This is a genomic window from Pseudomonas sp. GM80 (genome assembly GCF_000282515.1).
Classification (GTDB): Bacteria; Pseudomonadota; Gammaproteobacteria; order Pseudomonadales; family Pseudomonadaceae; genus Aquipseudomonas.
On the sequence record NZ_AKJD01000097.1, the window covers coordinates 1 to 23284 of the forward strand.

The following is a 23284-nucleotide window of genomic DNA, read 5'->3' on the forward strand; positions in this document are numbered from 1 at the left end:
ACCTTATTCAGGACGGGACAGCTTCTGAAAAAAGGGGCATAAAAAAAGGCCATCCGAGGATGGCCTTCAAAAAACTAGAGAGGTTTTTTACTTACACCGCCGCAACCGGGCGCATGTAAGAGATTGGTGCGGTGCTGGCGTCATCGAACGTCACCACTTCCCAAGCATCTGTTTGCTCAATCAACTTGCGCAACAGCTGGTTGTTCAGTGCATGACCGGACTTGAAGCCTTTGAACTCACCAATCAGGCTGTTACCCAAAAGGTACAGGTCGCCAATGGCATCGAGGATCTTGTGCTTCACGAATTCGTCTTCATAGCGAAGGCCGTCTTCGTTCAGTACGCCATCGGCATCGACCACGATTGCGTTTTCAACGCTGCCGCCGAGTGCGAGGTTGTGCTTGCGCAGGTACTCGATATCACTCATGAAACCAAAGGTACGGGCGCGGCTGACTTCTTTTACGAACGAAGTGCTGGAAAAATCCACGCTTGCACTTTGGGTGCGGTCCCGGAAAACCGGGTGATCGAAATCGATCTCGAAGCTCACCTTGAACCCTTCGAAAGGGACGAAAGTGGCGCGCTTGTCGCCATCTTCCACTGTCACTTCACGCAGGATGCGGATGAATTTCTTGGCGGCGTCCTGTTCTTCCAGGCCTGCCGATTGAATCAGGAATACGAAGGGTCCAGCGCTGCCATCCATGATCGGGACTTCGGACGCGGAGAGCTCGACGTAGGCGTTATCGATGCCCAGGCCAGCCATGGCCGAGAGCAAGTGCTCTACCGTGTCCACTTTCACGTCGCCGTTAATCAGCGTCGTCGACATAGTGGTTTCACCGACGTTTTCCGCGCGGGCAGGGATCTGCACCACAGGGTCGAGGTCAGCGCGACAAAACACAATGCCAGTGTCGACAGGCGCAGGCTTGAGGGTCAGATAGACCTTCTCACCGGAGTGCAGGCCTACACCTGTGGCACGGATAATATTTTTCAGTGTGCGTTGTTTAATCATGGCTTGGGCCGCTTCAGCGCAAATTGCGAACTGGTATCAACAAAGGCTGGCGATGATAGCAGACCATGCCTTTGCTGAACACCAATCACCTTCATAGCCCTGATACATTCCATCAATCGGCCTGACGACGCAGGAATGCCGGGATGTCCAGGTAGTCCAGATCATCTTGCGGATTCATCTTCGCGGCAGCCGCAGCACCGGCCTGAGCCTGGTTGCGCATGACGGTCGGACGGTCCAGATCACGGTAGTTGACCGCTGGCGCTTCCTGACGGGCCGCAGCCGGTTGTTGCACCTGAGCGGAAGCCATGGAAGTGTGAACGGTGTTGTCGATGACCTTCACAGGCTTCTCGATTTTCGCGCCCAGACCGGTGGCAACCACAGTCACGTGCAGCTCGTCGCGCATGTCCGGATCGATAACGGTACCGACCTTGACCATGGCGTGCTCGGAAGCAAAGGCTTCGATGATCGAACCCACGTCGGAGTACTCACCCAGAGACAGGTCAGGACCGGCAGTGATGTTCACCAGGATGCCGCGTGCGCCTTGCAGGTTCACGTCTTCCAGCAGCGGGTTGCGGATGGCCGCTTCGGTGGCCTCACGTGCACGGTTCGGACCGCTGGCGCAGCCAGTGCCCATCATCGCCATGCCCATTTCGCTCATCACGGTACGTACGTCGGCGAAGTCGACGTTGATCATGCCCGGACGCTTGATGATGTCGGAGATACCGCGAACGGCACCGGCCAGTACATCGTCGGCCTTGGCGAAAGCCGACAGCAGGCTTGCGTCTTTACCGAGGATGGTCAGCAGCTTCTCGTTAGGAATGGTGATCAACGAGTCGACGCTTTCCGAGAGCATGCGGATGCCTTCGTCGGCGATCTGCATACGCTTGCGGCCTTCGAACGGGAACGGACGCGTCACGACCGCAACGGTCAGAATGCCCATTTCCTTGGCCACTTCGGCGATGATCGGCGCAGCACCGGTACCGGTACCGCCGCCCATGCCAGTGGTGATGAACACCATGTTGGTGCCCTGCAGCACTTCGGCAATACGCTCGCGGTCTTCCAGAGCAGCCTGACGGCCGACTTCAGGGTTCGCGCCGGCGCCGAGGCCTTTGGTCACGCCAGTGCCCAGTTGCAGGATGGTACGCGCGCCGATGTTTTTCAGCGCTTGAGCATCGGTGTTGGCGCAGATGAATTCAACGCCTTCGATGTTGCTCTTGACCATGTGGTTGACAGCGTTGCCGCCGCCACCGCCGACACCGATAACTTTGATTACCGGGCTTGCGGGGATGTTGTCTACGAGTTCGAACATTTTCCCTCTCCTTACATTCTCTAGTTTTTTCGCCTACTGCATTTTTGTTGCGGTGTTGCGGTAAAGCTTTAGAAGTTGCCTTGAACCCACTTCTTCAATCGGTCCAGCAACGGCGCCTGTGGCTCTTCGTTGCTGTAGCTGTCGCGGCTGCCGATGCCCGAGAACGAGATCCCGTCGGACTGCTTTTGCAGGCCGTACATCAACAAACCAACGCCAGTGGAATAAATCGGGTTGCGCACCACGTCATCCAGACCTTTGACGCCGTGCGGCACGCCCAGACGAACCGGCATGTGGAAGATTTCTTCGGCCAGTTCAGTGGCGCCTTCCATTTTCGAGGTGCCGCCGGTGAGGACGATGCCGGCCGGGATCAGGTCTTCGTAGCCGCTGCGACGCAGCTCGGCCTGAATCAGCGTGAACAGTTCGTCGTAACGCGGCTCGACCACTTCGGCCAGGGCCTGACGCGACAGTTCGCGCGGTGGACGGTCGCCGACGCTTGGCACCTTGATGGTTTCACCGGCACCGGCCAGTTTCGCCAGGGCGCAGGCGTAGCGGATTTTGATTTCTTCGGCGTACTGGGTCGGAGTGCGCAACGCCATGGCGATGTCGTTGGTCACTTGATCACCGGCAATCGGGATCACCGCGGTGTGACGGATCGCACCTTCGGTGAAGATTGCGATGTCGGTGGTGCCGCCGCCGATGTCGACCAGGCATACGCCCAGCTCTTTTTCGTCGTCGGTCAGTACCGAGTAGGCCGAGGCCAGTTGCTCGAGAATGATGTCGTCGATTTCCAGACCGCAGCGACGCACGCATTTTTCAATGTTCTGTGCGGCGTTGACGGCGCAGGTGACCACGTGAACCTTGGCTTCCAGACGCACGCCGGACATGCCCAGTGGCTCACGAACGCCTTCCTGGTTATCGATCACGTAATCCTGCGGCAGGGTGTGCAGCACGCGCTGGTCAGCCGGGATCGCTACAGCCTGGGCAGCGTCGAGCACGCGCTCAAGGTCAGCCGAGCTGACTTCGCGATCACGGATCGCGACGATGCCGTGGGAGTTCAGGCTGCGGATGTGATTGCCCGCCACGCCAACGAACGCCGAGTGAATGCGGCAGCCCGCCATCAGTTGGGCTTCTTCGATCGCGCGCTGGATCGATTGCACGGTGGACTCGATGTTGACCACCACGCCCTTCTTCAGGCCACGGGACGGATGGGTACCGATCCCGACGATTTCCAGCGAGCCGTCGTCGGAGACCTCGCCGACCAGCGCCACCACCTTGGAGGTGCCGATATCGAGACCGACGATCATTTTGCCGCTTTGCACGTTTGCCATGGGTCCTGCCTCTTCTTAATTCTTTGCGACAGCGGGTTTGTCTGTCGTCGGCGCTACAGGTTCCCGCCAGCCAACAGCAAGGCCGTTGGCGTAGCGCAGATCGATGCGCGCAATGTTCGTAATCTGGTCTTTAAGCGTCTTGTCATAGATGGCGATAAAGCGGCGCATCTTTTCCACCAGGTTGCCGCGTCCCAGCAGCAACTCGATGCCGGGGCCGGAACTGCCGGCACCGGTGGTCAGGAACCAACTGCCGCGTTCACGCAATTCCAGGCGCGCAATCGAGAAGCCCAACGGCCGCAGCATCTGGCTCAGCACCTGATACTGCTGCATCACTTGCTGCTGGGCCCGTTGTGGGCCGAACAGCTGTGGCAGGTGTTCGTAGTTCGCCAGCTCCTTGGGCGTAAACGCCTGGCCCTGGTTGTTCAGCAACGACTCGTCGCCCCATCGCGCCACCGGCAGTTGCTCTTCGAGGCGGATCACCACTTGATCCGGCCACACCCGACGCACTTCGGCGTGGGCGATCCAGGGCATCTGCTCAAGCTCGGTGCGCATCCCGGCCAGGTCGATGGTGAAGAAGCTCGACGCCACAAACGGGGCGATCCGCTGCTGCACCGCTTGCTGACTGATGTAGCTCAGGTCGCCCTGCACGGCGATCTTGGTGATCGGCCGGTCGGCGTACGGCAGCAACCGCGTTGCGCCTTCGTACGTCCCAAAACCCAGCACAACCAAGAGCACCGGCCAGAACAGGCTTTTCAGAAAACCAAAATTGGCTTTCGGCAGGCGCGCGGACATCGGCTCTTTCGCCACCATACGGCTGGCACCCCGTGGCACCGGCTTGCGGCCGGGTGCGGGAGGCTGATGTCGGAGCTGAGCGCCTTGCATCGTCTTAACCTCTAGCGTCTTCAACACTGGCGGCCAGAATGGCCAGTACCAGTTGCTGGAAATCCAGACCGGCCGCACGGGCCGCCATCGGCACCAGACTGTGATCGGTCATGCCCGGAGCGGTGTTCACTTCGAGGAACCAGAACTGCCCGTCAGCGTCCTGCATCACGTCCGCCCTGCCCCAACCGGCAATACCCAGCGCCTCACTGGCCTTGGCCGTGAGCTCCATGAGTTCCTGTTCCTTGGCGGCATCCAGCCCGCAGGGAATGCGGTACTGGGTATCGTTGGCGATGTACTTGGCGTCGTAGTCGTAGAACGTGTGCGGTGTACCCAGGGCGATTGGAGGCAACACCTGGTCACGCAGGGTGGCGATGGTGAACTCCGGACCTTGAATCCATTGCTCAACCAAAACTTGCGAATCGTAGGTACTGGCCGCTTTCCATGCGTCGATCAACTCGGACGCAGAACTCACTTTGGCCATCCCGATACTTGAACCTTCATGCGCCGGTTTGACGATCAAAGGGAAGCCCAGTTCCGTCGCCGCCGAAATACAATCGGCTTCGCTGCACAGCACGGCGTGACGCGGCGTCGGAATCCCGAGGCTGTGCCAGACCTGCTTGGTGCGCAGTTTGTCCATCGCCAGTGCCGAAGCCAGAATGCCGCTGCCGGTGTACGGAATGCCCGCCACTTCGAGCAGGCCCTGCATGCTGCCGTCTTCACCGCCACGGCCGTGAAGAATGATGAAGGCACGGTCGATTTTTTCGCTGAGCAGACGTTGCAGAATGTCGTCGCCAACGTCGATGCCGAACGCGTCCACGCCAGCGCTTTGCAGGGCATCGAGTACGGCGTTACCGGATTTTAGCGACACCTCACGCTCGGCACTCAAGCCGCCAAAGAGCACGGCGACGCGGCCGAAGTCTTTCGGCGCGATGGTGGAAAACAGCTTGGCGTAGGCAGCAGTCATTTCAACTTCCCCTCGACCGACGCCGCCACGGCGCCAGCGAACAATTCACTTTTCAACAGCTTCGGCGCGAGACCGCCGATATCACCGGCGCCCTGGCACAGCAGGATGTCGCCGGCACGCAGCAGCGGCTTGACCAGCGGCGCCAGATCAACGCCACGCTCGATGTAGATCGGGTCGAGCTGACCGCGCTGGCGGATGCTGTTGCACAGCTTGCGGCTGTCGGCGCCCGGAATCGGCTCTTCGCCGGCCGGATAGACTTCCATCAACAGCAGCACGTTGGCGTCGGCCAATACATTGACGAAGTCGTCGTACAGATCGCGGGTGCGGCTGTAACGGTGCGGTTGATACACCATCACCAGACGGCGCTCCGGCCAGCCACCGCGTACGGCTTTGATCACTGCGGCGACTTCGGTCGGGTGGTGACCATAGTCGTCGACCAGCATCACGTGGCCGCCGTCTACCGGCAGTTCGCCGTAGACCTGGAAGCGCCGGCCGACACCCTGGAAACCCGACAGGCCCTGAACGATGGCTTCATCGCTGACGCCCTCGTCGGTGGCGATGCAAATGGTCGCCAGCGAGTTGAGCACGTTGTGGTTGCCCGGCATGTTCACGGAAACATCCAGCGGCTCGCGGTCAGGACGCAGCACGGTGAAGAAGGTCTGCATGCCTTGCTGGCGAACATTGATCGCGCGCACGTCAGCGTCTTCGCTGAAGCCGTAGGTCACGGTCGGACGTTTCACCAGCGGCAGGATTTCGCGCACCACCGGGTCGTCCAGGCACATCACCGCCAAACCGTAGAACGGCAGGTTGTGCAGGAACTCGACGAAGGTTTTCTTCAGTTTGTTGAAGTCGCCGTCGTAGGTCGCCATGTGGTCGGCGTCGATGTTGGTAACCACGGCCACCAGCGGTTGCAGATGCAGGAAGCTCGCATCGCTTTCATCGGCTTCGGCGATCAGGTAGCGGCTGGTGCCGAGCTGGGCATTGGTGCCCGCGGCATTCAGACGGCCACCGATAACGAAGGTCGGGTCCAGACCACCGGCGGCGAACACCGAAGCGATCAGGCTGGTGGTGGTGGTTTTGCCGTGGGTACCGGCGACGGCGATGCCGTGGCGATAGCGCATCAGTTCAGCGAGCATTTCCGCACGCGGCACCACTGGAATGCGGCGCTCAAGCGCAGTCGCCACTTCCGGGTTGGAGGTGTTCACAGCGCTCGACACCACCAGTACATCGGCGGTCGCGGCGTTCTCGGCACGGTGGCCGATGTAGATGTGTGCGCCGAACGATTCGAGACGCTCGGTGACCGGCGAAGCTTTCAGGTCGGAACCGGACACTTCATAGCCCAGGTTCAACAACACTTCGGCGATACCGCACATGCCCACGCCGCCGATGCCGACGAAGTGGATGCGACGGATGCGGCGCATTTCCGGTTGCGGCATGGCTTTCTGATTCTCAACCATGGGCCACCTCCAGACAGGTATCGACCACGCTACGGGTGGCATCGGGTTTCGCCAGACGGCGGGCCGCTTGGGCCATATCTTCGAGTCGTTGCGGTTGCATCAAGACCTCTGTCAGGCGCGCGGCAAGGTCCGCGGCACCAGTCGTTCTTTGCGGCATCAGGAAGGCAGCGCCTTCACGGGCCAAATAATCGGCGTTGCGAGTCTGGTGATCGTCGATCGCGTGGGGCAAAGGCACCAGCATCGAGGGCAGACCGGCGGCAGCCAGCTCACTGATGGTCAACGCGCCTGCACGGCACACCACCAGGTCAGCCCAGCCATAGGCTTGGGCCATGTCTTTGATGAACGGCTGCACCTGCGCATCGACGCCGGCGGCGCGGTAGCGTTCTGCAGTCACTTCATCGTGGTTTTTGCCGGCCTGATGAAACACTTCCGGGCGCAAATCGACAGCGACTTGGGCCAGGGCTTCAGGCAGCAATTTGTTCAACGGTTCTGCGCCCAGGCTTCCGCCGAGGATCAGCAAACGCGCTTTGCGACCGGCCAGGGCTGGTCGCGATGTGTCGAGGAACAGCTCGCTGCGCACCGGGTTTCCGGTGGTACGGCGGGTGTCCGACAGAGTAAAGGTGTCGGGGAACGCTTCACACACTCGGGCGGCGAACGGCACCAGCAACCGATTGGCGGTGCCGGCGACGGCGTTCTGCTCGTGAACGATCACCGGCACGCCAGCCAGTTTCGCGGCGAGGCCACCGGGGCCAGTCACATAACCACCGAAACCGACCACACACACTGGCTTCAAGCGACGAATGATCGCCCGCGCCTGCCACACCGACTTGAGCAGCATGAACGGCGCCTTGAGCAGCGACAGCTTGCCCTTGCCACGCAGGCCGGTAGCGTTGATGCGGTGCAGTTCAAGACCTGCCGCCGGCACCAGTTCGTTCTCGATCCCGCGTGGCGTGCCGAGCCAGTGCACGGTGTAGCCGCGCGCCTGAAACTCGCGGGCACAGGCCAGCGCCGGGAACACGTGGCCGCCGGTTCCGCCGGCCATGATCAATACGTTAGCGCCCATGATTCGGCTCCTCGGCGAAGTCGCTCTCATGGAATTCCATCTCTTCACTGCCCAAGTGGGTTCGACTCTCCCACTCGATCCTCAGCAACAAGCCGAGACAGGCACAGCAAATCACCAACGAGCTACCGCCGTAACTGAGGAACGGCAAGGTCAGACCCTTGGTTGGCAACAGACCGACGTTCACACCGATGTTGATCAGGAACTGACCAATCCACAGGAACGACAAGCCGTAAGCCACATAAGCGGCAAAGAACTGTTTGGCCTTCTCGGCCCACAAGCCGATGTACATGCCGCGAATACACACGAACACGAACAGCGCGACGGTGCACAGCGAACCGACTGCGCCGAGCTCTTCAGCCAATACCGAGAACACGAAGTCGGTGTGCGCTTCCGGCAGGTAGAACTGCTTCTGCACGCTGTTGCCCAGGCCGACGCCCAGCCATTCACCGCGACCGAAGGCAATCAGGGCTTGCGACAGCTGATAGCCAGCGCCGAACTGGTCGGCCCACGGATCAGCGAAGTTAGTCAGACGCGCCATTCGGTACGGCTGCATCTGAATCAGCAAAACCACGGCCCCGACCGCCAACACCACCATCAGCGAGAAGCGGAACAACCCGACCCCGCCAAGGAACAGCATCGCCGCCGCAGCGCCCATCATTACGACGGTGGCACCGAAGTCCGGCTCCATCAGCAACAGGCCGGCCATCGGCAGCAGCACGATGAACGGCTTGAAGAAGCCCATCCAGCTCTCGCGCACTTCCTTCTGACGCCGCACCAGATAACCGGCGAGGTAGATCACCACGAACACTTTGGCGATTTCAGACGGTTGCACGTTGAAGAAGCTGAAACCGATCCAGCGCATCGAACCGTTCACTTCTCGGCCGATGCCGGGAATGATCACCATCACCAGCAAGCCGAACGCACCGAGCAGCATCAGCCAGCCGAGACGTTGCCAGGTGGCGATCGGAATCATCATGGTGATGACACACGCGCCCAGGCCCAGCACCACATAAATAAGGTGGCGGATCATGTAATACAGCGGACTGCCCGACTGTGCGGCTGCCACTTCAGTAGACGCCGAGGCAATCATGATCAACCCGAGACCAAGCAGCGCCAGGCAACCGGCGAGCATCGGGAAATCGAGGTCGATGCCGCGCCCGGTGATGATCGGCGACGGATACGGCTTGATGATATTGAACAGGCTCATGCCAGATCCTCCACAGCGCGGACGAACTGGTGACCACGGTCTTCATAATTCTTGAACATGTCGAAACTGGCGCAGGCCGGCGACAGCAGCACCACGTCACCCGGTTGGGCGGCGGCGCGGCATTGCGCAACGGCGTCGACCAGCGAGGTCGCGCGAATCAATGGCACGGCATCACCGATGGCTGCGCCGATCTTGTCGGAGTCGCGACCCATGAGGATCACGGCGCGGCAGTTGGCCGCCACCGGATCACGCAAATCGTTGAATTCGGCACCCTTGCCATCGCCACCGGCGATCAGGATGACCTTGCCGTCGATGTCCGCACCGAGGCCTTCGATGGCCGCCAGAGCGGCGCCAACGTTAGTGGCTTTGGAATCGTTGTAGTACGCCACGCCGTCGAGATCACGCACCCACTGGCAACGGTGTTCGAGACCGGCAAAGGTGCGCAAGGCCGAGAGCATGGCGTCGAACGGCAAGCCTACGGCATGCCCCAGCGCCAGCGCCGCAAGGGCATTGGACTGGTTATGCGCGCCGCGAATCTTCAGCTCACGCACCGGCATCAGGTTCTGGAATTCGAACGCGAGGTACTTCTCGCCATCTTCTTCGCGAATACCGAAGGCCTTGAAATCCGGTTTGCTCAGGCCGAAGGTCCAGCACGGCTGGCCCTCGCCCATCAACGGACGGGTCAGCGCATCCTGACGGTTGACCACGAACTGCCTGGCACCCCGGAATATCCGATGCTTGGCCAGGTGGTACGCCGGCAGACCGCTGTAGCGATCCATGTGGTCTTCGCTGATGTTCAGCACGGTCGCCACTTCGGCGTTGAGCTGGTCGGTGGTTTCCAGCTGGAAACTCGACAGCTCCATCACGTACAACTCGACGTCGTCGCTGAGCAGATCCAGCGCCGGGGTGCCAAGGTTGCCGCCGACGGCGACGCGTTTGCCGGCCGCAGCCGCCATCTCGCCGACCAGGGTGGTGACGGTGCTTTTCGCGTTGGAACCGCTGATGGCCACGATCGGCGCCTGCGCGTTACGCGCGAACAGCTCGATGTCGCCGGACAGTTTCACGCCACGGGCCGCAGCGGCTTGCAGGGCCGGGGTCGCCAGCGCCAGGCCGGGGCTCACGTAGAGCTCGTCGGCACGGCAGAGGAATTCGACGTCCAGCTCGCCACAACGCACTTCCACGTGCGGATAGTCACGCTTGAGCGTGGCCAGTTCCGGTGGATTTTCCCGCGTGTCCGCCACGGCAAACGACGTGCCCCGGTTCGCCAGGAAGCGAACCAGGGACATGCCGCTCTTGCCGAGGCCGACAACGATGCGGAAGTGGTCAGAAGCGATCAGAGACACTCGTTCTACCTCAGCTTCAGGGTGGCAAGGCCGACCAATACGAGAATCACGGTGATGATCCAGAAACGGACGATCACGCGCGGCTCGGGCCAGCCCTTGAGTTCAAAATGGTGGTGGATCGGTGCCATGCGGAACACACGGCGACCGGTCAGCTTAAAGGATGCAACCTGAATGACGACTGACAGGGTTTCCATCACGAACACGCCGCCCATGATGAACAGGACGATTTCCTGACGGACGATCACCGCGATCGTGCCCAGTGCCGCGCCGAGTGCCAGGGCACCGACGTCGCCCATGAACACTTGCGCCGGGTAGGTGTTGAACCAGAGGAAGCCGAGACCGGCGCCGATCAGCGCGCCGCAGAACACGATCAGTTCGCCCGCGCCCGGCACGTAAGGGATCAACAGGTATTCAGCGAATTTCACGTTACCCGACAGGTAGCAGAAGATGCCCAAGCCGCCGCCGACCATCACAGTTGGCATGATTGCCAGACCGTCGAGGCCGTCAGTCAGGTTGACCGCGTTGCTCGAACCGACGATCACGAAGTAGGTCAGCACGATGAACCCGAGACCCAGCGGAATGCTGTAGTCCTTGAGCATCGGCAGGATCAGCGTGGTTTCCACCGGGGTGGATGCGGTCATATAAAGGAAGATCGCTGCGCCGAGGCCGAACACCGACTGCCAGAAATACTTCCAGCGGCTCGGCAGGCCACGTGAGTTCTTCTCGATGACTTTACGGTAATCATCGACCCAGCCGATGGCGCCGAACAGCAGGGTCACCAGCAACACAGTCCAGACGTAGCGGTTGCTCAGGTCAGCCCAGAGCAAGGTGCTGACACCGATCGAAGACAGAATCAATGCGCCGCCCATAGTCGGAGTGCCCGACTTGGACAGGTGCGATTGCGGGCCGTCGTTACGCACGGATTGACCGATCTGACGGTTCTGCAGGGTGCGGATCATCCACGGGCCATAGCACAGCGACAAAACCAGCGCGGTCAGCACACCGAGGATCCCGCGCAGGGTCAGGTACTGAAAGACCGCGAAGCCTTTGTAGAACTGTTGCAGATACTCCGCTAGCAGCAGCAGCATTAATGTTTCTCCAGACTGGACCCGCACAGAGCCGCAACGATGTTTTCCATCGCTGCACTGCGCGAACCCTTGATCAAAATGGTGGTGTTTGTGTCCTGCTCGGCGTCGAGGGCCTGGATCAGCTCGGCTTGCGTGCCGAAGTGATGCGCCTGTTCACCGAATGCGTTCACGGCGTGAACCATGTTTGGCCCGACAGCGTAAAGCGCGGAAACCTTGCCCCGGGCGTACTCGCCCACGTCGCGGTGCCCCTGCTCCGCCCAATCGCCCAACTCGCCGATATCCCCGAGCACCAGGACGGTGCGGCCGGAAAAGCCGGCGAGTATATCAACGGCCGCGCACATTGAGGTGGGGTTTGCGTTGTAAGTGTCATCGATCACGCGCATACCGTTTTTCGCCAGTTGCGCGACGGTGCGACCCTTGACCGGTTGCACGGCGCCAAGCCCGGTGGCAATGCCGAACAGCGACACGCCCAAGGCGTGAGCGGCAGCGGCGGCGGCCATGGAGTTGGCGACGTTGTGGGTGCCGAGTAGGTTCAACTGAACGCCCTCGACACCTTCACGTGTGTGCAGATTGAAGGCCGGGCAACCACGGGCATCAGTGCTCAGGTCGCTGGCGTAGAAATCCGCCTGAGTGTTGCTCAGGGCGAACGTCAGCACTTTGCGCGCGCCCGCACGGGTCTTCCAGATACCGAAGGCCTTGTCATCGAGGTTGAGCACGGCGATGCCGTCAGCTGCCAGACCGTCGATGATTTCGCCTTTGGCTTCGACGATTTTTTCCGGCCCGCCAAACTCACCGACGTGAGCGGTGCCGGCATTGTTCAGGATCGCTACGTGCGGCTTGGTCAGGCCGACGGTGTAAGCGATTTCACCCAGACGCGAGGCGCCCAGTTCGATGACCGCCGAGGTATGTTCCGGGGCCAGTTCGAGCAGGGTCAGCGGTGCGCCGAGGTCATTGTTCAGATTGCCACGGGTCGCCAGCACCGGGCCGCGCGTGCGCAGGATGCTCGCGAGCATCTCCTTGACCGTGGTTTTGCCGCTGGAACCGGTGATCGCGGCGACTGGCTGAGTGAAAGCAGCGCGGTTCAGCGCGCCCAACTGGCCGAGGGCCTGACGGGTGTCTTTGACCAGCAGTTGCGGCAGCGTGCTGTCGGCGACTTCGCGCTCGACCAACGCAGCCACCGCGCCTTTGGCGGCGACGTCATTCAAATAGTCATGACCGTCGAAGCGCGGGCCGGTCAACGCAATGAACAGTTGGCCTGGCTGGATCGCACGGCTGTCGATGCTGACGCCGTCGAAACTGGCATCAGCAGCGATCAAACGCGCATCGAGCGCATTGGTCAGCTCGCTGAGTTTCAGGGCCTTAAGCATGGGCCACCTCCCAAGCGGTCAGGGCGTGATCGGCCTCGACCAGATCAGAGAAGGCATGGCGTTCGCCGTTGATTTCCTGATAGTCCTCGTGACCTTTACCGGCCAGTACGACCACGTCATCGGCGGACGCGCCGGCAATCAGTTGCGCAATTGCCTGGCCACGGCCAGCGACAAAGGTGACTTTATCCACAGCCGTGAAACCGGCGCGGATGTCATCGAAAATCACCGCAGGATCTTCGGTGCGCGGGTTGTCGTCGGTGACCAGCACCTGATCGGCCAGACGTTCGACCACTTCGGCCATCAACGGACGCTTGCCGCGATCACGGTCGCCGCCGCAGCCGAACAGGCACAGCAGTTGGCCTTTGACGTGCGGGCGCAACGCGGTCAGGACTTTTTCCAGCGCGTCCGGGGTGTGGGCGTAATCGACGACCACCAACGGCTGCGTGCCACCGCCCAGACGCTGCATGCGTCCGGCCGGGCCTTCGAGTTTCGGCAGCACTTTGAGAATTTCGTCGAGCGCGTAATCCAGACCGAGCAACGCGCCGACTGCCGCCAGGACGTTGCTCAGGTTGAAGCGACCGAGCAAGGTGCTGCGCAGATGATGTTCGCCCTGCGGCGTGACCAGCGTGGCGCGCACGCCGTGGTCGTCGAACTGTGCTTCGCGGCAATACAGATAGGCGCTGCTGTCGAGCAGGCTGTAGGTAATCAAGCGCGACTCACGTTTTTCAGCGGCCAGTTGCCGGCCAAAATCGTCGTCGAGGTTGACCACGCGGCACTTCAGATCATTCCAGGCGAACAGCTTGGCCTTGGCCTCGGCGTACGCCTCCATGGTGCCGTGATAATCCAGATGATCGCGGGACAGGTTGGTCATCACCGCGACGTCGAATGCCAGCGCGGTCACGCGGCCCTGATCCAGACCGTGGGACGACACTTCCATGGCCACGGCTTTGGCACCAGCCTTTTTCAGGTCGCCCAAGGTCGCTTGCACGGCAATCGGATTCGGCGTGGTGTGCAGACCGCTTTGCAGCGCGCCATAGAAGCCGGAACCGAGGGTGCCGACGATGCCGCAATGCTGGCCGAGCAGATCCAGCGCCTGCGCAACCAATTGGGTCACGCTGGTTTTGCCGTTGGTGCCGGTGACACCCACAAGATTCAGGTGATGACTTGGCTCGCCATAAAAACGCCCGGCGATGTCCGACAACTGCGCGGCCAGGCCTTTGACCGGAATCAGCGGCACGTCGGTGATCGGCAGCACGGTAGCGCCTTCCACTTCATAAGCCACAGCCGCCGCACCACGTTGCAGTGCATCGGCGATGTGCGCCCGGCCATCGAATTTACCGCCAGGCACGGCGAGGAACAGATCGCCGGCGCGTACGCTGCGGCTGTCCAGCGCCAATTCACGGATCAACAGATCGTGGCCGGCGTGGGGGAATATCTTGTTCAGACTTAATGACATCAGCCGCGCCCTCCATTGGCTTTCAGCGGAATGACCGGGGTAGCGTTGGCTTGTTGCGTCGTCGGCAAGTTGTCCGGCGTTACGTTCATCAGGCGCAGGGTGCCGGACATCACACGGCTGAATACTGGCGCCGATACCAGACCACCGAAGTAACCGGCCTTGGACGGTTCGTCGATCACCACAACAATGGCGTAACGCGGATCGCTCATCGGGCCGAAGCCGGCGAACAGCGAGCGGTACGAGTTCTCGGCGTAGCCCTTGGTGCCCACCGACGTTTTACGTGCAGTACCCGACTTGCCCGCCACGTGATACGCCGGCACCTGCGCACGGAATACACCGCGCGGCGCCTCAATCACTTGGGTGAGCATGCCTTGCATGGTTTTCGCCACGGCTTCCGGCAACACCTGGGTGGTCTGCGGTGGCTTGTCGGTTTTGATCAGGGTCAGCGGCGCGAGACGACCGTTGTTAGCCAGCGCCGAGAACGCGTGAACGAGCTGAATCGCGGTCACCGAAATACCGTAGCCGTACGACAGCGTTGCGGTTTCAGCCTTGCGCCAATCGCGGTAGTTCGGCAGGTTGCCGACACGTTCGCCCGGGAATCCAAGACCGGTGTCCTGGCCGAGGCCGACTTTCTGCGCGAGGCGGAAAATCGTTTCGCCGCCGATATCGAACGCGACCTTACTCATGCCGACGTTACTGGAATTGATCAGAATGCCGGTCAGGTCGAGTACCGGACCTTCGCTTTTGGAAACGTCCTTGATCGTGTATTTGCCGATCTGCAGGGAGCCCGGATACACCTCGACGGTGTCACTCGGTTTCCAGCGCCCGGTTTCAATCGCGGCGGCCATCGAGATGGCTTTCATGGTCGAACCCGGTTCGAACACGTCGATCATCGCGCGGTTACGCATCATCGCCGGTTGCAGGTTGCGACGGTTGTTCGGGTTGTAGGTCGGCTGGTTGACCATGGCCAGAATCTCACCGGTCTTGACGTCCATGATCACCAGACTGCCGGCCTTGGCGCCGTTCTCGATGATCGCGTTACGCAGTTCGCGGTTGGCCAGATATTGCAGACGCAGGTCAATGGACAACGCCAAGGGCTTGCCGGCCTTGGCGTTTTTGGTGACCTGGACATCCTTGATCAGCCGTCCGCGCCGATCCTTGATGACCTGTCGTTTGCCCGGCACCCCGGCGAGCCATTCGTCATAAGCCAGTTCGACACCTTCGCGACCGTGGTCATCAATATCGGTAAACCCGACCATGTGCGCAGTGACTTCACCGGCCGGATAGAACCGACGGAATTCTTCGATGCCGTAGACGCCCGGTACTTTCAGATCGAGCACAGACTGGCCCTGTTCGGGGGTCAGCCCGCGCACCAGATAAATGAATTCTTTGTTGGCCTGAGCCTCGAGGCGTTCGGTCAGGGCCTTTGGGTCCTGGCCCAGCGCGGCGGCGAGTGCCGGCCACTTCTCTTTGGCCGTCTGCATTTCCTTGGCGTTGGCCCACAGCGTGGTCACCGGAGTACTCACGGCCAAAGGCTCGCCGTTACGGTCGGTGATCAGACCCCGGTGAGCCGGAATCGGAATGTGTCGCAGACTGCGCGCGTCGCCCTGACCTTTGAGGAAGTCACGGTCAACCACTTGCAGGTCGATGATGCGCCAGCAGATCGCCGCGACCATCACACCGAGCAGCGCGACCATCAGGCGGAAACGCCATGGGAACAGAGCGCCTTCGAGTTTCATCATGGCGCCACCATCTTCACGTCAGCCGCGCCAGGAATGTGCATTTTCAGTTGTTCGGTGGCCAGCACTTCGATGCGGCTGTGCGCGGTCCAGGTGCTTTGCTCAAGAATCAGACGGCCCCACTCGGCCTGCGCCTTGTCGCGCACGCTGAGTTCGTTGTAAAGGGTGTTGAGCAACTGCCGGTTCCAGTGCGCGCTGTACGACACGGCGATGGCCGACACGAGCACGCCGATAAACAGCAGCAGCATCAGAAAGCTGCCGCCGGGCAGTGGCTTGGCGAAAAGCTTGCTCACCGCAGCTTCTCCGCGACGCGCATGACAGCGCTACGGGAACGTGGGTTGGCTTTGAGTTCGGCGTCGGAGGCCGTCTGCGCTTTGCCATGGACTTTGATTTTCGGTTCGAACGCGACGTGGCGAACCGGCAGGTTGCGCGGCAGGTTGTCGGCTTCGCCTTTCACCAGCTTGCGCATGAACAGTTTGACGATGCGGTCTTCCAGCGAGTGGAAGCTGATCACCACCAGGCGGCCGCCAATTTCCAAGGCGTCCAGCGCCGCTTCGAGGCCGGCTTCCAGATCACCCAGTTCGTTGTTGACGTGAATACGCAAACCCTGGAATGCACGGGTGGCCGGGTTCTTGCCCTTTTCCCACGCCGGGTTGGCGACTTTCAACACTTCAGCCAGGTCGGCAGTGCGCTCGAACGGCTTGATGTCGCGACGCTCGGCGACGGCGCGAGCCATACGACCGGAGAAACGTTCTTCGCCGTATTCCTTGAACACCCGGGCGATTTCCTCAGCCGGCGCGGTGTTGACGAATTCGGCAGCGCTGATACCCCGGGACGGGTCCATGCGCATGTCCAGCGGGCCGTCATTGAGAAAACTGAAACCGCGCTCGGCGTCGTCGAGCTGCGGTGAGGACACGCCGAGGTCGAGCAAAATACCGCTGACCTTGCCGCTCAGACCTTGCTCGGCAACCACCGAACCGAGTTCGGCAAAGCTGCGCTGCACAACGACAAAGCGGCCGTCTTCGGCCGCTAGCGTTTGCCCGGTGGCAATCGCTTGTGGATCTTTGTCGAACCCGATGAGCCGACCGTCGGTGCCGAGCTGGCTGAGGATCAGCCGGCTGTGGCCGCCGCGTCCGAACGTGCCGTCCAGATAGCAGCCATCAGGACGTACGGCGAGAGCCTCGACGGCTTCGTCAAGCAGTACGGTGATGTGGTTAAAGCCGCTATCAATAGTCACAGGATCAAATCACGCAGTTCATCAGGCATCGCGCCCGGTTGTTGAATGGCAGCAAGGTCAGCGGCAGATACCGCGTTCCATGCATCTTCGTCCCACAATTGGAACTTGTTCAGTTGGCCCACCAGCATCGCGCGCTTATCCAGCTTGGCGTACTCGCGCAAACGCGGTGGAACCAGAAAACGGCCACTGCCATCGAGCTCGAGGTCGACGGCGTTGCCGATCAATAAACGCTGCAAGCGACGGTTCTCTTCGCGAAGCGAAGGGAGTGCGCGCAACTTGGTTTCAATAATTTCCCACTCGTCGAGCGGATAGACACACAGACACGGATCAACGGCATCAATGGTGACGATCAACTGGCCAGAACTACGCGAATCGAGCTCGTCACGGTACCGGCTCGGCATGGCGAGACGGCCCTTTGCATCGAGACTGATAGCGTTAGCTCCGCGAAACACGTCTGCGTTTCTCCAATTTTTATCGTTTTGAGCTCAAAAAACCCACTTCATGCCACTTTCCGCCACTTGCGCACACTATAGGAATGCGCCCACCACACCGTCAAGGCGCGGATTAAAGGAAAACCCTTACAGAACGGAGATTTAGGAGCATAAAAGAAGGAGTAACGACAATCTGGCGCTGACTTTTGACCTATAACTTGATGCAGCACTGATAGCTGCGCTCGAAAGTTAAAGTAATTTGTTAAGAGTAAGATTTTTTCGGTATTACAAAAGCGCTTCTGCTGTTGATTGAAGCGAGGTGGGAAATGGCTATTACTGCGCGTGCCGCTGCCGAAGTTTCAGAACAGGCCTGCTGATATTACACAGCCCTGTTGCCAATGATTCAAGCAGGGAAAGAAAAAGGTGGAGAGTCGATCTGTAAGCCGGGTTCTGTCTTGAACAGTCATTCGTCTACGATGGCCATCACTGGACATCTTTAGCAACCTACCCGGTCCCAGCGCGGGCCACGCCTTGGGACCCTATTTGGTCTTGCTCCAAGTGGGGTTTACCTAGCCACGAACTGTTGCCAGACGTGCGGTGCGCTCTTACCGCACCTTTTCACCCTTACCGGCGCCGAAGCGCTTAGGCGGTTATTTTCTGTGGCACTTTCCGTAGGCTCACGCCTCCCAGGCATTACCTGGCACTTCGCCCTATGGAGCCCGGACTTTCCTCCCCCCCCTAATTTTCATAGAGGGCAGCGACTGTCCGATCGACTCTCCGCCGCGAAGGTTAACGGCAGAGCGCCCGAAGAACAAGCGCTAATAGCCGCAAAACCTGTCGGATCGACGGGTTACTCGCCCTTCTGTTTATCCAGCGCGACCTGATACAGCACGTTTTTGCGCTCGCCAGTGATCTGCGCAGCCAAGGCCGCGGCACGCTTGAGCGGCATCTCTTCGAGCAACAGATTGAGGACGCGCATCGCCTCGCTGCTGACGGCGTCTTCAGACTCCGGCGCGGTCCAGCCCGCGACCAGCACGACGCACTCGCCGCGCTGCTGATTACTGTCGGATTCAACAAATGCGCGCAGCTCGGCCAGCGGCAAGCCTTTCAACGTCTCGAAGGTCTTGGTGATTTCACGGGCGAGCAAGGCCTGACGCTCACCCCCAAACACCGCTTCCATATCCTGCAGACACTCAAGAATGCGGTGCGGCGCCTCGTAAAAAATCAGCGTGCGCGGCTCTTCTTTAACTGCTTCGAGGCGCGCCTTGCGCCCCACCGATTTGGCCGGCAGGAAACCTTCAAAGATAAAACGGTCGGACGGCAGCCCCGCCGCCGACAGCGCTGCAATCAGCGCACAGGCACCCGGCACCGGCACCACATTGATCCCGGCAGCACGCGCCTGTCGGACCAGGTGATAACCCGGATCGGAAATCAGCGGCGTGCCGGCATCGGAAATCAGCGCGACGTTATCGCCCGCGAGCAGACGGGTAATAAAGCGGCTACCTTCATCTCGTTCATTGTGTTCGTGACAAGCGGCCAGCGGCGTGGAAATACCGAAGTGCTGCATCAGGCGCGCCGAGTGACGGGTGTCTTCGGCAGCGATCAGCGCTACTTCACGCAGGATTTTCAGTGCCCGGGCGCTGATGTCGTCCAGGTTGCCAATGGGCGTCGCCACCACATAAAGCGAGCCAGCAGCGGAATTCAAAGGACCTGGAGCAGTCAAAGCGCACACCTCGTGTTCGGTAAAAGCGCGCATTGTAGCGCGTCACGCGACGGGCGATACGCCTGAGCCAAACCCGGTTTTGCCCGCAGTTGTGTGCTGTCGCAACATTTCCTCCAGCTAAATTGCCCGTTTCACGCCACTAACATCGCGCCCCGGCCAGTGCTTGGGTACAATTCGACGCTAATTTGATCGAGTATCAGGAACACTTACATGATCGCTTGCCTGCGGCTGTTCACTGCCCTCTGCCTCGCTGCCTTGTTGGCGGCTTGTGCCAGCTCCCCTTCCTCCAGCCTTGGCGAACTTCCACGGACTCCGGATGCCAGCATCGAGCAACTGCTCGAACAGGCTACCCAGGCGAAAACCCCGGAAAAAGCTGCCCTGCTGCGCCTGAGCGCGGCGGACCTGGCTTATCGCCAAGGCAATGCCGGACAGTCCGCGCAAATCCTGCAACAAGTGCCGATGGATCAACTCAAGCCCGGCCAGCAGATTTTTGCCAGCACCTTGAATGCTGAACTGGCGATGACGCGCAATCAGCCGAAAGCTGCGCTGACTGCCCTGAGCCATCCAAGCCTGCAGCACCTGGGCGAAATGCCTGAAGAGCAACAAGTGCGCACCGGCACCGTTCACGCCCGCGCCCTTGAAGCCGACGGTCAGACACTCGCCGCCGCGCGCGAACGCGTGTTCATCGCACCGATGCTGCAAGGCGAAGCCGCGAGCAAGAACCACGAAGCCATCTGGACACTGATCGGCTCGCTGCCGACCGACCAGTTGCAACCCAACACCACCGACGATCTCGGCGGCTGGATGGGTCTGGCACTGGCCGTGAAATCCGCCGGCACGCTGGAACAGCAGCAAGCCGCGATCGACACCTGGCGCGCACAGAATCCAAAACACCCGGCCGCGATCAACCTGCCGCTGCCACTGACCAAACTCAAGGAACTGGCCAGCCAGCCACTGAGCAAAATCGCCCTGCTGCTGCCGCAAGATGGCCAGCTGGCAGCGGTCGGCAAAGCACTGCGCGAAGGTTTCATGGCGGCGCACTACCAGGCGCAACAGGCCGGGCAGAAGCCACCCGCCATCGTCTTCTACGACAGCTCCAAGCTGACCTCGATAGATGAGTTCTACCGCAAGGCTCAGGCTGACGGCGTGCAACTGGTCGTCGGCCCGTTGGAAAAACCACTGGTCAAACAATTGAGCACTCGCCCGCAACTGCCGATCACCACCCTCGCGCTGAACTACAGCGAAGGCGATCAAGGTCCGGCGCAACTGTTCCAGTTTGGTCTGGCCGCTGAAGACGAAGCCCGCGAAGTCTCGCGCCGCGCCCGTGCCGACGGCCTGCATCGCGCTGCCATCATGGTGCCGAAAGGCGAATGGGGCGACCGCGTACTGCGTGCTTTCAGCCAGGACTGGCAGGCCAACGGCGGCAGCATCATTGCCATTGAGCGCGTTGATCAGCCGGTGCAACTGGCTCAGCAGATCGCCGAGATGTTCCAGTTGCGTCAGAGCGAAGCCCGCGCCAAGAGCCTGCAAAATGCTGCCGGTACCAACGTAGCAGCACAGCCTTCGCGTCGTCAGGACATCGAATTCATCTTCCTTGCCGCAACGCCGCAACAAGCGCAGCAGATCAAGCCGACCCTGAACTTCCAGTACGCCGGTGATGTTCCGGTTTACGCGACCTCGCACGTTTACAGCGCCAGCGGCGATGTGAATCAGTACAACGACATGAACGGCATTCGCTTCTGCGAAACCCCATGGTTGCTGGACAACAGCGATCCACTGCGCCAGCAAGTGGTTGCACAGTGGCCGCAAGCCGCGGGCAGCCTCGGCCGCTTGTACGCGATGGGCGTTGATGCCTATCGTCTGGCGCCACGCCTGGGCCAGCTCAAGGCCCTGCCGGACAGCCGCATCGACGGTGAGTCGGGCAGCCTCGGCATGACCCCGACCCAGCGTGTTGTACGGCAGTTGCCTTGGGCGCAGTTCGTCAGCGGCCAGGTTCAACGCCTGCCGGACACCCAGCGCTGATGCCTGACAGGTCACGCTCGCAAAGCGGTAAAGATGCCGAGCGCCACGCGCTCGAGCATCTGCAACATCAAGGTCTGCGCCTGCTGGCGCAGAACTGGTTTTGCAAACGTGGCGAGCTTGATCTGGTCATGCTTGATGGCGATACAGTAGTATTCGTTGAAGTTCGTTACAGAAAAAACACCCAATGGGGTGGCGCGCTCGCTAGCATCGATGAGCGCAAGCAGCAGAAACTGATTTTCGCCGCACAGTATTTTCTTCAGCGCGAGTCGCGTTGGGCCAATTCCCCCTGCCGCTTCGACGTGGTGGCCATCGACAGCCATCCGGATCAGCTGAACTGGTTGCAGAATGCTTTCGACAGTTGATCGTCGGCGTTGCGACCCGGACAATCCCACCGACAAATTTTGCTCTTTGCTTTGCGGGCTGCACATTCATGTGCCGAACAGCCGCGCTACTTAAGGTCACACAGATGGACATGCAATCCCGAATTCGCCAGCTTTTCCAGGCCAGTATCGACACCAAGCAACAGGCGATGGACGTACTTGCACCGCACATCGAGCAAGCCAGCCAGATCATGGTCAACGCCCTGCTCAACGAAGGCAAAATGCTTTCGTGCGGCAACGGTGGCTCGGCCGGTGACGCCCAGCACTTCTCTTCGGAGCTGCTCAACCGCTTCGAGCGCGAGCGCCCGAGCCTGCCGGCCATCGCCCTGACCACCGACACGTCGACGATCACCTCGATCGCCAACGACTACAGCTACAACGAAGTGTTCTCCAAACAGATCCGCGCACTCGGCCAGCCAGGCGATGTCCTGCTGGCGATTTCGACCAGCGGTAACTCGGCGAACATTATTCAAGCGATCCAGGCCGCACATGATCGCGAAATGATTGTCGTAGCTTTGACCGGACGCGATGGCGGCGGCATGGCGTCGCTGCTGTTGCCCGAGGACGTCGAGATTCGCGTACCGGCCAATGTCACTGCACGTATTCAAGAAGTCCACTTGCTGGCGATCCATTGCCTCTGCGATCTGATCGACAGCCAACTGTTCGGGAGTGAAGAATGACCCCTAATCGCCTTGGCCTTCTGGCCTTGACCCTGTGCCTCGGCATCAGCGGCTGCACCTCGGTGGTGAACGCCAGCCGTGAAGCACCGATCGACGACGACCGTGGCACGCGCACCTTCGGCAGCAAGATCGACGACTCGCTGATCGAAACCAAAGTGGGTGTGAACGTGGCGAAGGCCGACCCGGCTCTGGACAACGATTCGCACATCGTCGTCACCAGCTTCAACGGCGTCGTGCTACTGGCCGGTCAAACGCCGCGCGCAGACCTGAAAGCCAAGGCCGAGCAGGCGGCAGCCGCCGTTCAACGGGTAAAAACCGTGCACAACGAACTGCAGGTCATCCCGCCATCCGGTTTCCTGGCGCGCCAGAATGACACCTGGCTGACCTCCAAGATCAAGACGCAGATGCTCACTGACGCCAGCATTCCCGGCTCGCGCATCAAGGTGGTGACCGAGAACGGTATCGTTTATCTGCTGGGCCTGCTGACCAAACAGGAAGCCACCCAGGCGACCAACCTGGTGCAGGGCGTTTCCGGCGTACAGAAAATCGTCAAACTCTTCGAATACATCGACTGATACACATCTCTATGTAGGAGCTGCCGCAGG

21 protein-coding genes and 1 other RNA gene are annotated in these 23284 nt (G+C 60.6%); 4 read left to right on the top strand and 18 right to left on the bottom strand.

Features of this window, described 5'->3' with window-relative positions; translation table 11 throughout:
* Positions 1-91: 91 nt before the first annotated feature.
* The 18 genes from lpxC to rsmI form a co-directional block, all read right to left on the bottom strand.
* Entirely contained in the window at positions 92-1003 is a 912-nt protein-coding gene (gene lpxC / locus PMI37_RS16430) for a UDP-3-O-acyl-N-acetylglucosamine deacetylase (protein ID WP_008082763.1), read from the bottom strand.
* Between the two features lie 112 nt (positions 1004-1115).
* On the bottom strand, positions 1116-2312 hold the full coding sequence (ftsZ, locus tag PMI37_RS16435) for a cell division protein FtsZ (RefSeq protein ID WP_007916986.1): 1197 nt from the start codon (positions 2310-2312) through the stop codon (positions 1116-1118).
* Positions 2313-2380: 68 nt separating this feature from the next.
* Complete coding sequence (gene ftsA, locus PMI37_RS16440) at positions 2381-3640, bottom strand: cell division protein FtsA (protein ID WP_008082764.1); 1260 nt, start codon at positions 3638-3640, stop codon at positions 2381-2383.
* Positions 3641-3655: 15 nt separating this feature from the next.
* Positions 3656-4522, bottom strand: a complete 867-nt coding sequence (locus tag PMI37_RS16445; RefSeq protein ID WP_008082766.1) for a cell division protein FtsQ/DivIB — start codon at positions 4520-4522, stop codon at positions 3656-3658.
* Positions 4523-4526: 4 nt separating this feature from the next.
* Complete coding sequence (locus tag PMI37_RS16450) at positions 4527-5486, bottom strand: D-alanine--D-alanine ligase (protein ID WP_008082769.1); 960 nt, start codon at positions 5484-5486, stop codon at positions 4527-4529.
* Positions 5483-6943: a UDP-N-acetylmuramate--L-alanine ligase gene (gene murC, locus PMI37_RS16455; protein WP_008082770.1), complete on the bottom strand. Its 1461-nt coding sequence runs from the start codon at positions 6941-6943 to the stop codon at positions 5483-5485. Before murC ends, PMI37_RS16450 begins: the two co-directional genes overlap by 4 nt.
* Complete coding sequence (gene murG / locus PMI37_RS16460; protein WP_008082771.1) at positions 6936-8006, bottom strand: undecaprenyldiphospho-muramoylpentapeptide beta-N-acetylglucosaminyltransferase; 1071 nt, start codon at positions 8004-8006, stop codon at positions 6936-6938. The genes murC and murG overlap by 8 nt, the downstream gene beginning before the upstream one ends.
* Positions 7996-9213 carry a putative lipid II flippase FtsW gene (gene ftsW, locus PMI37_RS16465; RefSeq protein ID WP_008082773.1) on the bottom strand — a complete coding sequence of 406 codons (1218 nt, stop codon included), beginning with the start codon at positions 9211-9213 and terminating at the stop codon, positions 7996-7998. The genes murG and ftsW overlap by 11 nt, the downstream gene beginning before the upstream one ends.
* Complete coding sequence (gene murD, locus PMI37_RS16470; RefSeq protein ID WP_008082774.1) at positions 9210-10556, bottom strand: UDP-N-acetylmuramoyl-L-alanine--D-glutamate ligase; 1347 nt, start codon at positions 10554-10556, stop codon at positions 9210-9212. The genes ftsW and murD overlap by 4 nt, the downstream gene beginning before the upstream one ends.
* Positions 10557-10561: 5 nt before the next feature.
* A complete protein-coding gene (gene mraY / locus PMI37_RS16475; RefSeq protein ID WP_008082775.1) occupies positions 10562-11644 on the bottom strand; it encodes a phospho-N-acetylmuramoyl-pentapeptide-transferase in 1083 nt (360 codons plus the stop codon).
* Positions 11644-13011 (bottom strand): UDP-N-acetylmuramoyl-tripeptide--D-alanyl-D-alanine ligase, encoded by a 1368-nt coding sequence (locus PMI37_RS16480; RefSeq protein ID WP_008082776.1) that lies wholly within the window; start codon positions 13009-13011, stop codon positions 11644-11646. The genes mraY and PMI37_RS16480 overlap by 1 nt, the downstream gene beginning before the upstream one ends.
* Complete coding sequence (locus PMI37_RS16485) at positions 13004-14467, bottom strand: UDP-N-acetylmuramoyl-L-alanyl-D-glutamate--2,6-diaminopimelate ligase (RefSeq protein ID WP_008082777.1); 1464 nt, start codon at positions 14465-14467, stop codon at positions 13004-13006. Before PMI37_RS16485 ends, PMI37_RS16480 begins: the two co-directional genes overlap by 8 nt.
* Complete coding sequence (locus PMI37_RS16490) at positions 14467-16206, bottom strand: peptidoglycan D,D-transpeptidase FtsI family protein (RefSeq protein WP_177323319.1); 1740 nt, start codon at positions 16204-16206, stop codon at positions 14467-14469. The genes PMI37_RS16485 and PMI37_RS16490 overlap by 1 nt, the downstream gene beginning before the upstream one ends.
* The gene (gene ftsL, locus PMI37_RS16495) at positions 16206-16499 is read right to left on the bottom strand and encodes a cell division protein FtsL (RefSeq protein ID WP_007917008.1); all 294 of its coding nucleotides are present in this window, start codon (positions 16497-16499) and stop codon (positions 16206-16208) included. The genes PMI37_RS16490 and ftsL overlap by 1 nt, the downstream gene beginning before the upstream one ends.
* Positions 16496-17443, bottom strand: a complete 948-nt coding sequence (rsmH, locus tag PMI37_RS16500) for a 16S rRNA (cytosine(1402)-N(4))-methyltransferase RsmH (protein WP_008082779.1) — start codon at positions 17441-17443, stop codon at positions 16496-16498. Before rsmH ends, ftsL begins: the two co-directional genes overlap by 4 nt.
* Positions 17440-17895 (bottom strand): division/cell wall cluster transcriptional repressor MraZ, encoded by a 456-nt coding sequence (gene mraZ / locus PMI37_RS16505; RefSeq protein ID WP_007917012.1) that lies wholly within the window; start codon positions 17893-17895, stop codon positions 17440-17442. Before mraZ ends, rsmH begins: the two co-directional genes overlap by 4 nt.
* Positions 17896-18297: 402 nt before the next feature.
* Positions 18298-18651, bottom strand: an RNA gene (rnpB, locus tag PMI37_RS30940) — RNase P RNA component class A.
* A 73-nt stretch (positions 18652-18724) separates the two neighbouring features.
* The gene (gene rsmI / locus PMI37_RS16510; protein ID WP_045123170.1) at positions 18725-19630 is read right to left on the bottom strand and encodes a 16S rRNA (cytidine(1402)-2'-O)-methyltransferase; all 906 of its coding nucleotides are present in this window, start codon (positions 19628-19630) and stop codon (positions 18725-18727) included.
* 177 nt (positions 19631-19807) lie between these two features.
* On the opposite strand from rsmI, the gene PMI37_RS16515 reads away from it, so the two are divergent.
* The 4 genes from PMI37_RS16515 to PMI37_RS16530 all read left to right on the top strand — a co-directional run bounded on the left by PMI37_RS16515 (position 19808) and on the right by PMI37_RS16530 (position 23254).
* Positions 19808-21619: a penicillin-binding protein activator gene (locus PMI37_RS16515; RefSeq protein WP_008082781.1), complete on the top strand. Its 1812-nt coding sequence runs from the start codon at positions 19808-19810 to the stop codon at positions 21617-21619.
* Positions 21619-21981, top strand: a complete 363-nt coding sequence (locus PMI37_RS16520) for a YraN family protein (RefSeq protein WP_008082786.1) — start codon at positions 21619-21621, stop codon at positions 21979-21981. The genes PMI37_RS16515 and PMI37_RS16520 overlap by 1 nt, the downstream gene beginning before the upstream one ends.
* A gap of 104 nt (positions 21982-22085) precedes the next feature.
* Complete coding sequence (locus tag PMI37_RS16525) at positions 22086-22679, top strand: phosphoheptose isomerase (RefSeq protein WP_008082788.1); 594 nt, start codon at positions 22086-22088, stop codon at positions 22677-22679.
* Positions 22676-23254 carry a BON domain-containing protein gene (locus tag PMI37_RS16530; protein WP_007917023.1) on the top strand — a complete coding sequence of 193 codons (579 nt, stop codon included), beginning with the start codon at positions 22676-22678 and terminating at the stop codon, positions 23252-23254. Before PMI37_RS16525 ends, PMI37_RS16530 begins: the two co-directional genes overlap by 4 nt.
* Positions 23255-23284 lie beyond the last annotated feature (30 nt).

Excerpts from the sequence above, each read along its gene's own strand:
- mraY (WP_008082775.1), bottom strand. The coding sequence starts at position 11,644 with ATGCTGCTGCTGCTAGCGGAGTATCTGCAACAGTTCTACAAAGGCTTC.
- lpxC (WP_008082763.1), bottom strand. The coding sequence starts at position 1,003 with ATGATTAAACAACGCACACTGAAAAATATTATCCGTGCCACAGGTGTA.
- PMI37_RS16530 (WP_007917023.1), top strand. The coding sequence starts at position 22,676 with ATGACCCCTAATCGCCTTGGCCTTCTGGCCTTGACCCTGTGCCTCGGC.
- ftsW (WP_008082773.1), bottom strand. The coding sequence starts at position 9,213 with ATGAGCCTGTTCAATATCATCAAGCCGTATCCGTCGCCGATCATCACC.
- PMI37_RS16445 (WP_008082766.1), bottom strand. The coding sequence starts at position 4,522 with ATGCAAGGCGCTCAGCTCCGACATCAGCCTCCCGCACCCGGCCGCAAG.
- PMI37_RS16480 (WP_008082776.1), bottom strand. The coding sequence starts at position 13,011 with ATGCTTAAGGCCCTGAAACTCAGCGAGCTGACCAATGCGCTCGATGCG.
- PMI37_RS16490 (WP_177323319.1), bottom strand. The coding sequence starts at position 16,206 with ATGAAACTCGAAGGCGCTCTGTTCCCATGGCGTTTCCGCCTGATGGTC.
- PMI37_RS16525 (WP_008082788.1), top strand. The coding sequence starts at position 22,086 with ATGGACATGCAATCCCGAATTCGCCAGCTTTTCCAGGCCAGTATCGAC.
- PMI37_RS16485 (WP_008082777.1), bottom strand. The coding sequence starts at position 14,467 with ATGTCATTAAGTCTGAACAAGATATTCCCCCACGCCGGCCACGATCTG.
- PMI37_RS16515 (WP_008082781.1), top strand. The coding sequence starts at position 19,808 with ATGATCGCTTGCCTGCGGCTGTTCACTGCCCTCTGCCTCGCTGCCTTG.
- ftsA (WP_008082764.1), bottom strand. The coding sequence starts at position 3,640 with ATGGCAAACGTGCAAAGCGGCAAAATGATCGTCGGTCTCGATATCGGC.
- murC (WP_008082770.1), bottom strand. The coding sequence starts at position 6,943 with ATGGTTGAGAATCAGAAAGCCATGCCGCAACCGGAAATGCGCCGCATC.
- ftsZ (WP_007916986.1), bottom strand. The coding sequence starts at position 2,312 with ATGTTCGAACTCGTAGACAACATCCCCGCAAGCCCGGTAATCAAAGTT.
- PMI37_RS16450 (WP_008082769.1), bottom strand. The coding sequence starts at position 5,486 with ATGACTGCTGCCTACGCCAAGCTGTTTTCCACCATCGCGCCGAAAGAC.
- PMI37_RS16520 (WP_008082786.1), top strand. The coding sequence starts at position 21,619 with ATGCCTGACAGGTCACGCTCGCAAAGCGGTAAAGATGCCGAGCGCCAC.
- murG (WP_008082771.1), bottom strand. The coding sequence starts at position 8,006 with ATGGGCGCTAACGTATTGATCATGGCCGGCGGAACCGGCGGCCACGTG.
- rsmI (WP_045123170.1), bottom strand. The coding sequence starts at position 19,630 with ATGCGCGCTTTTACCGAACACGAGGTGTGCGCTTTGACTGCTCCAGGT.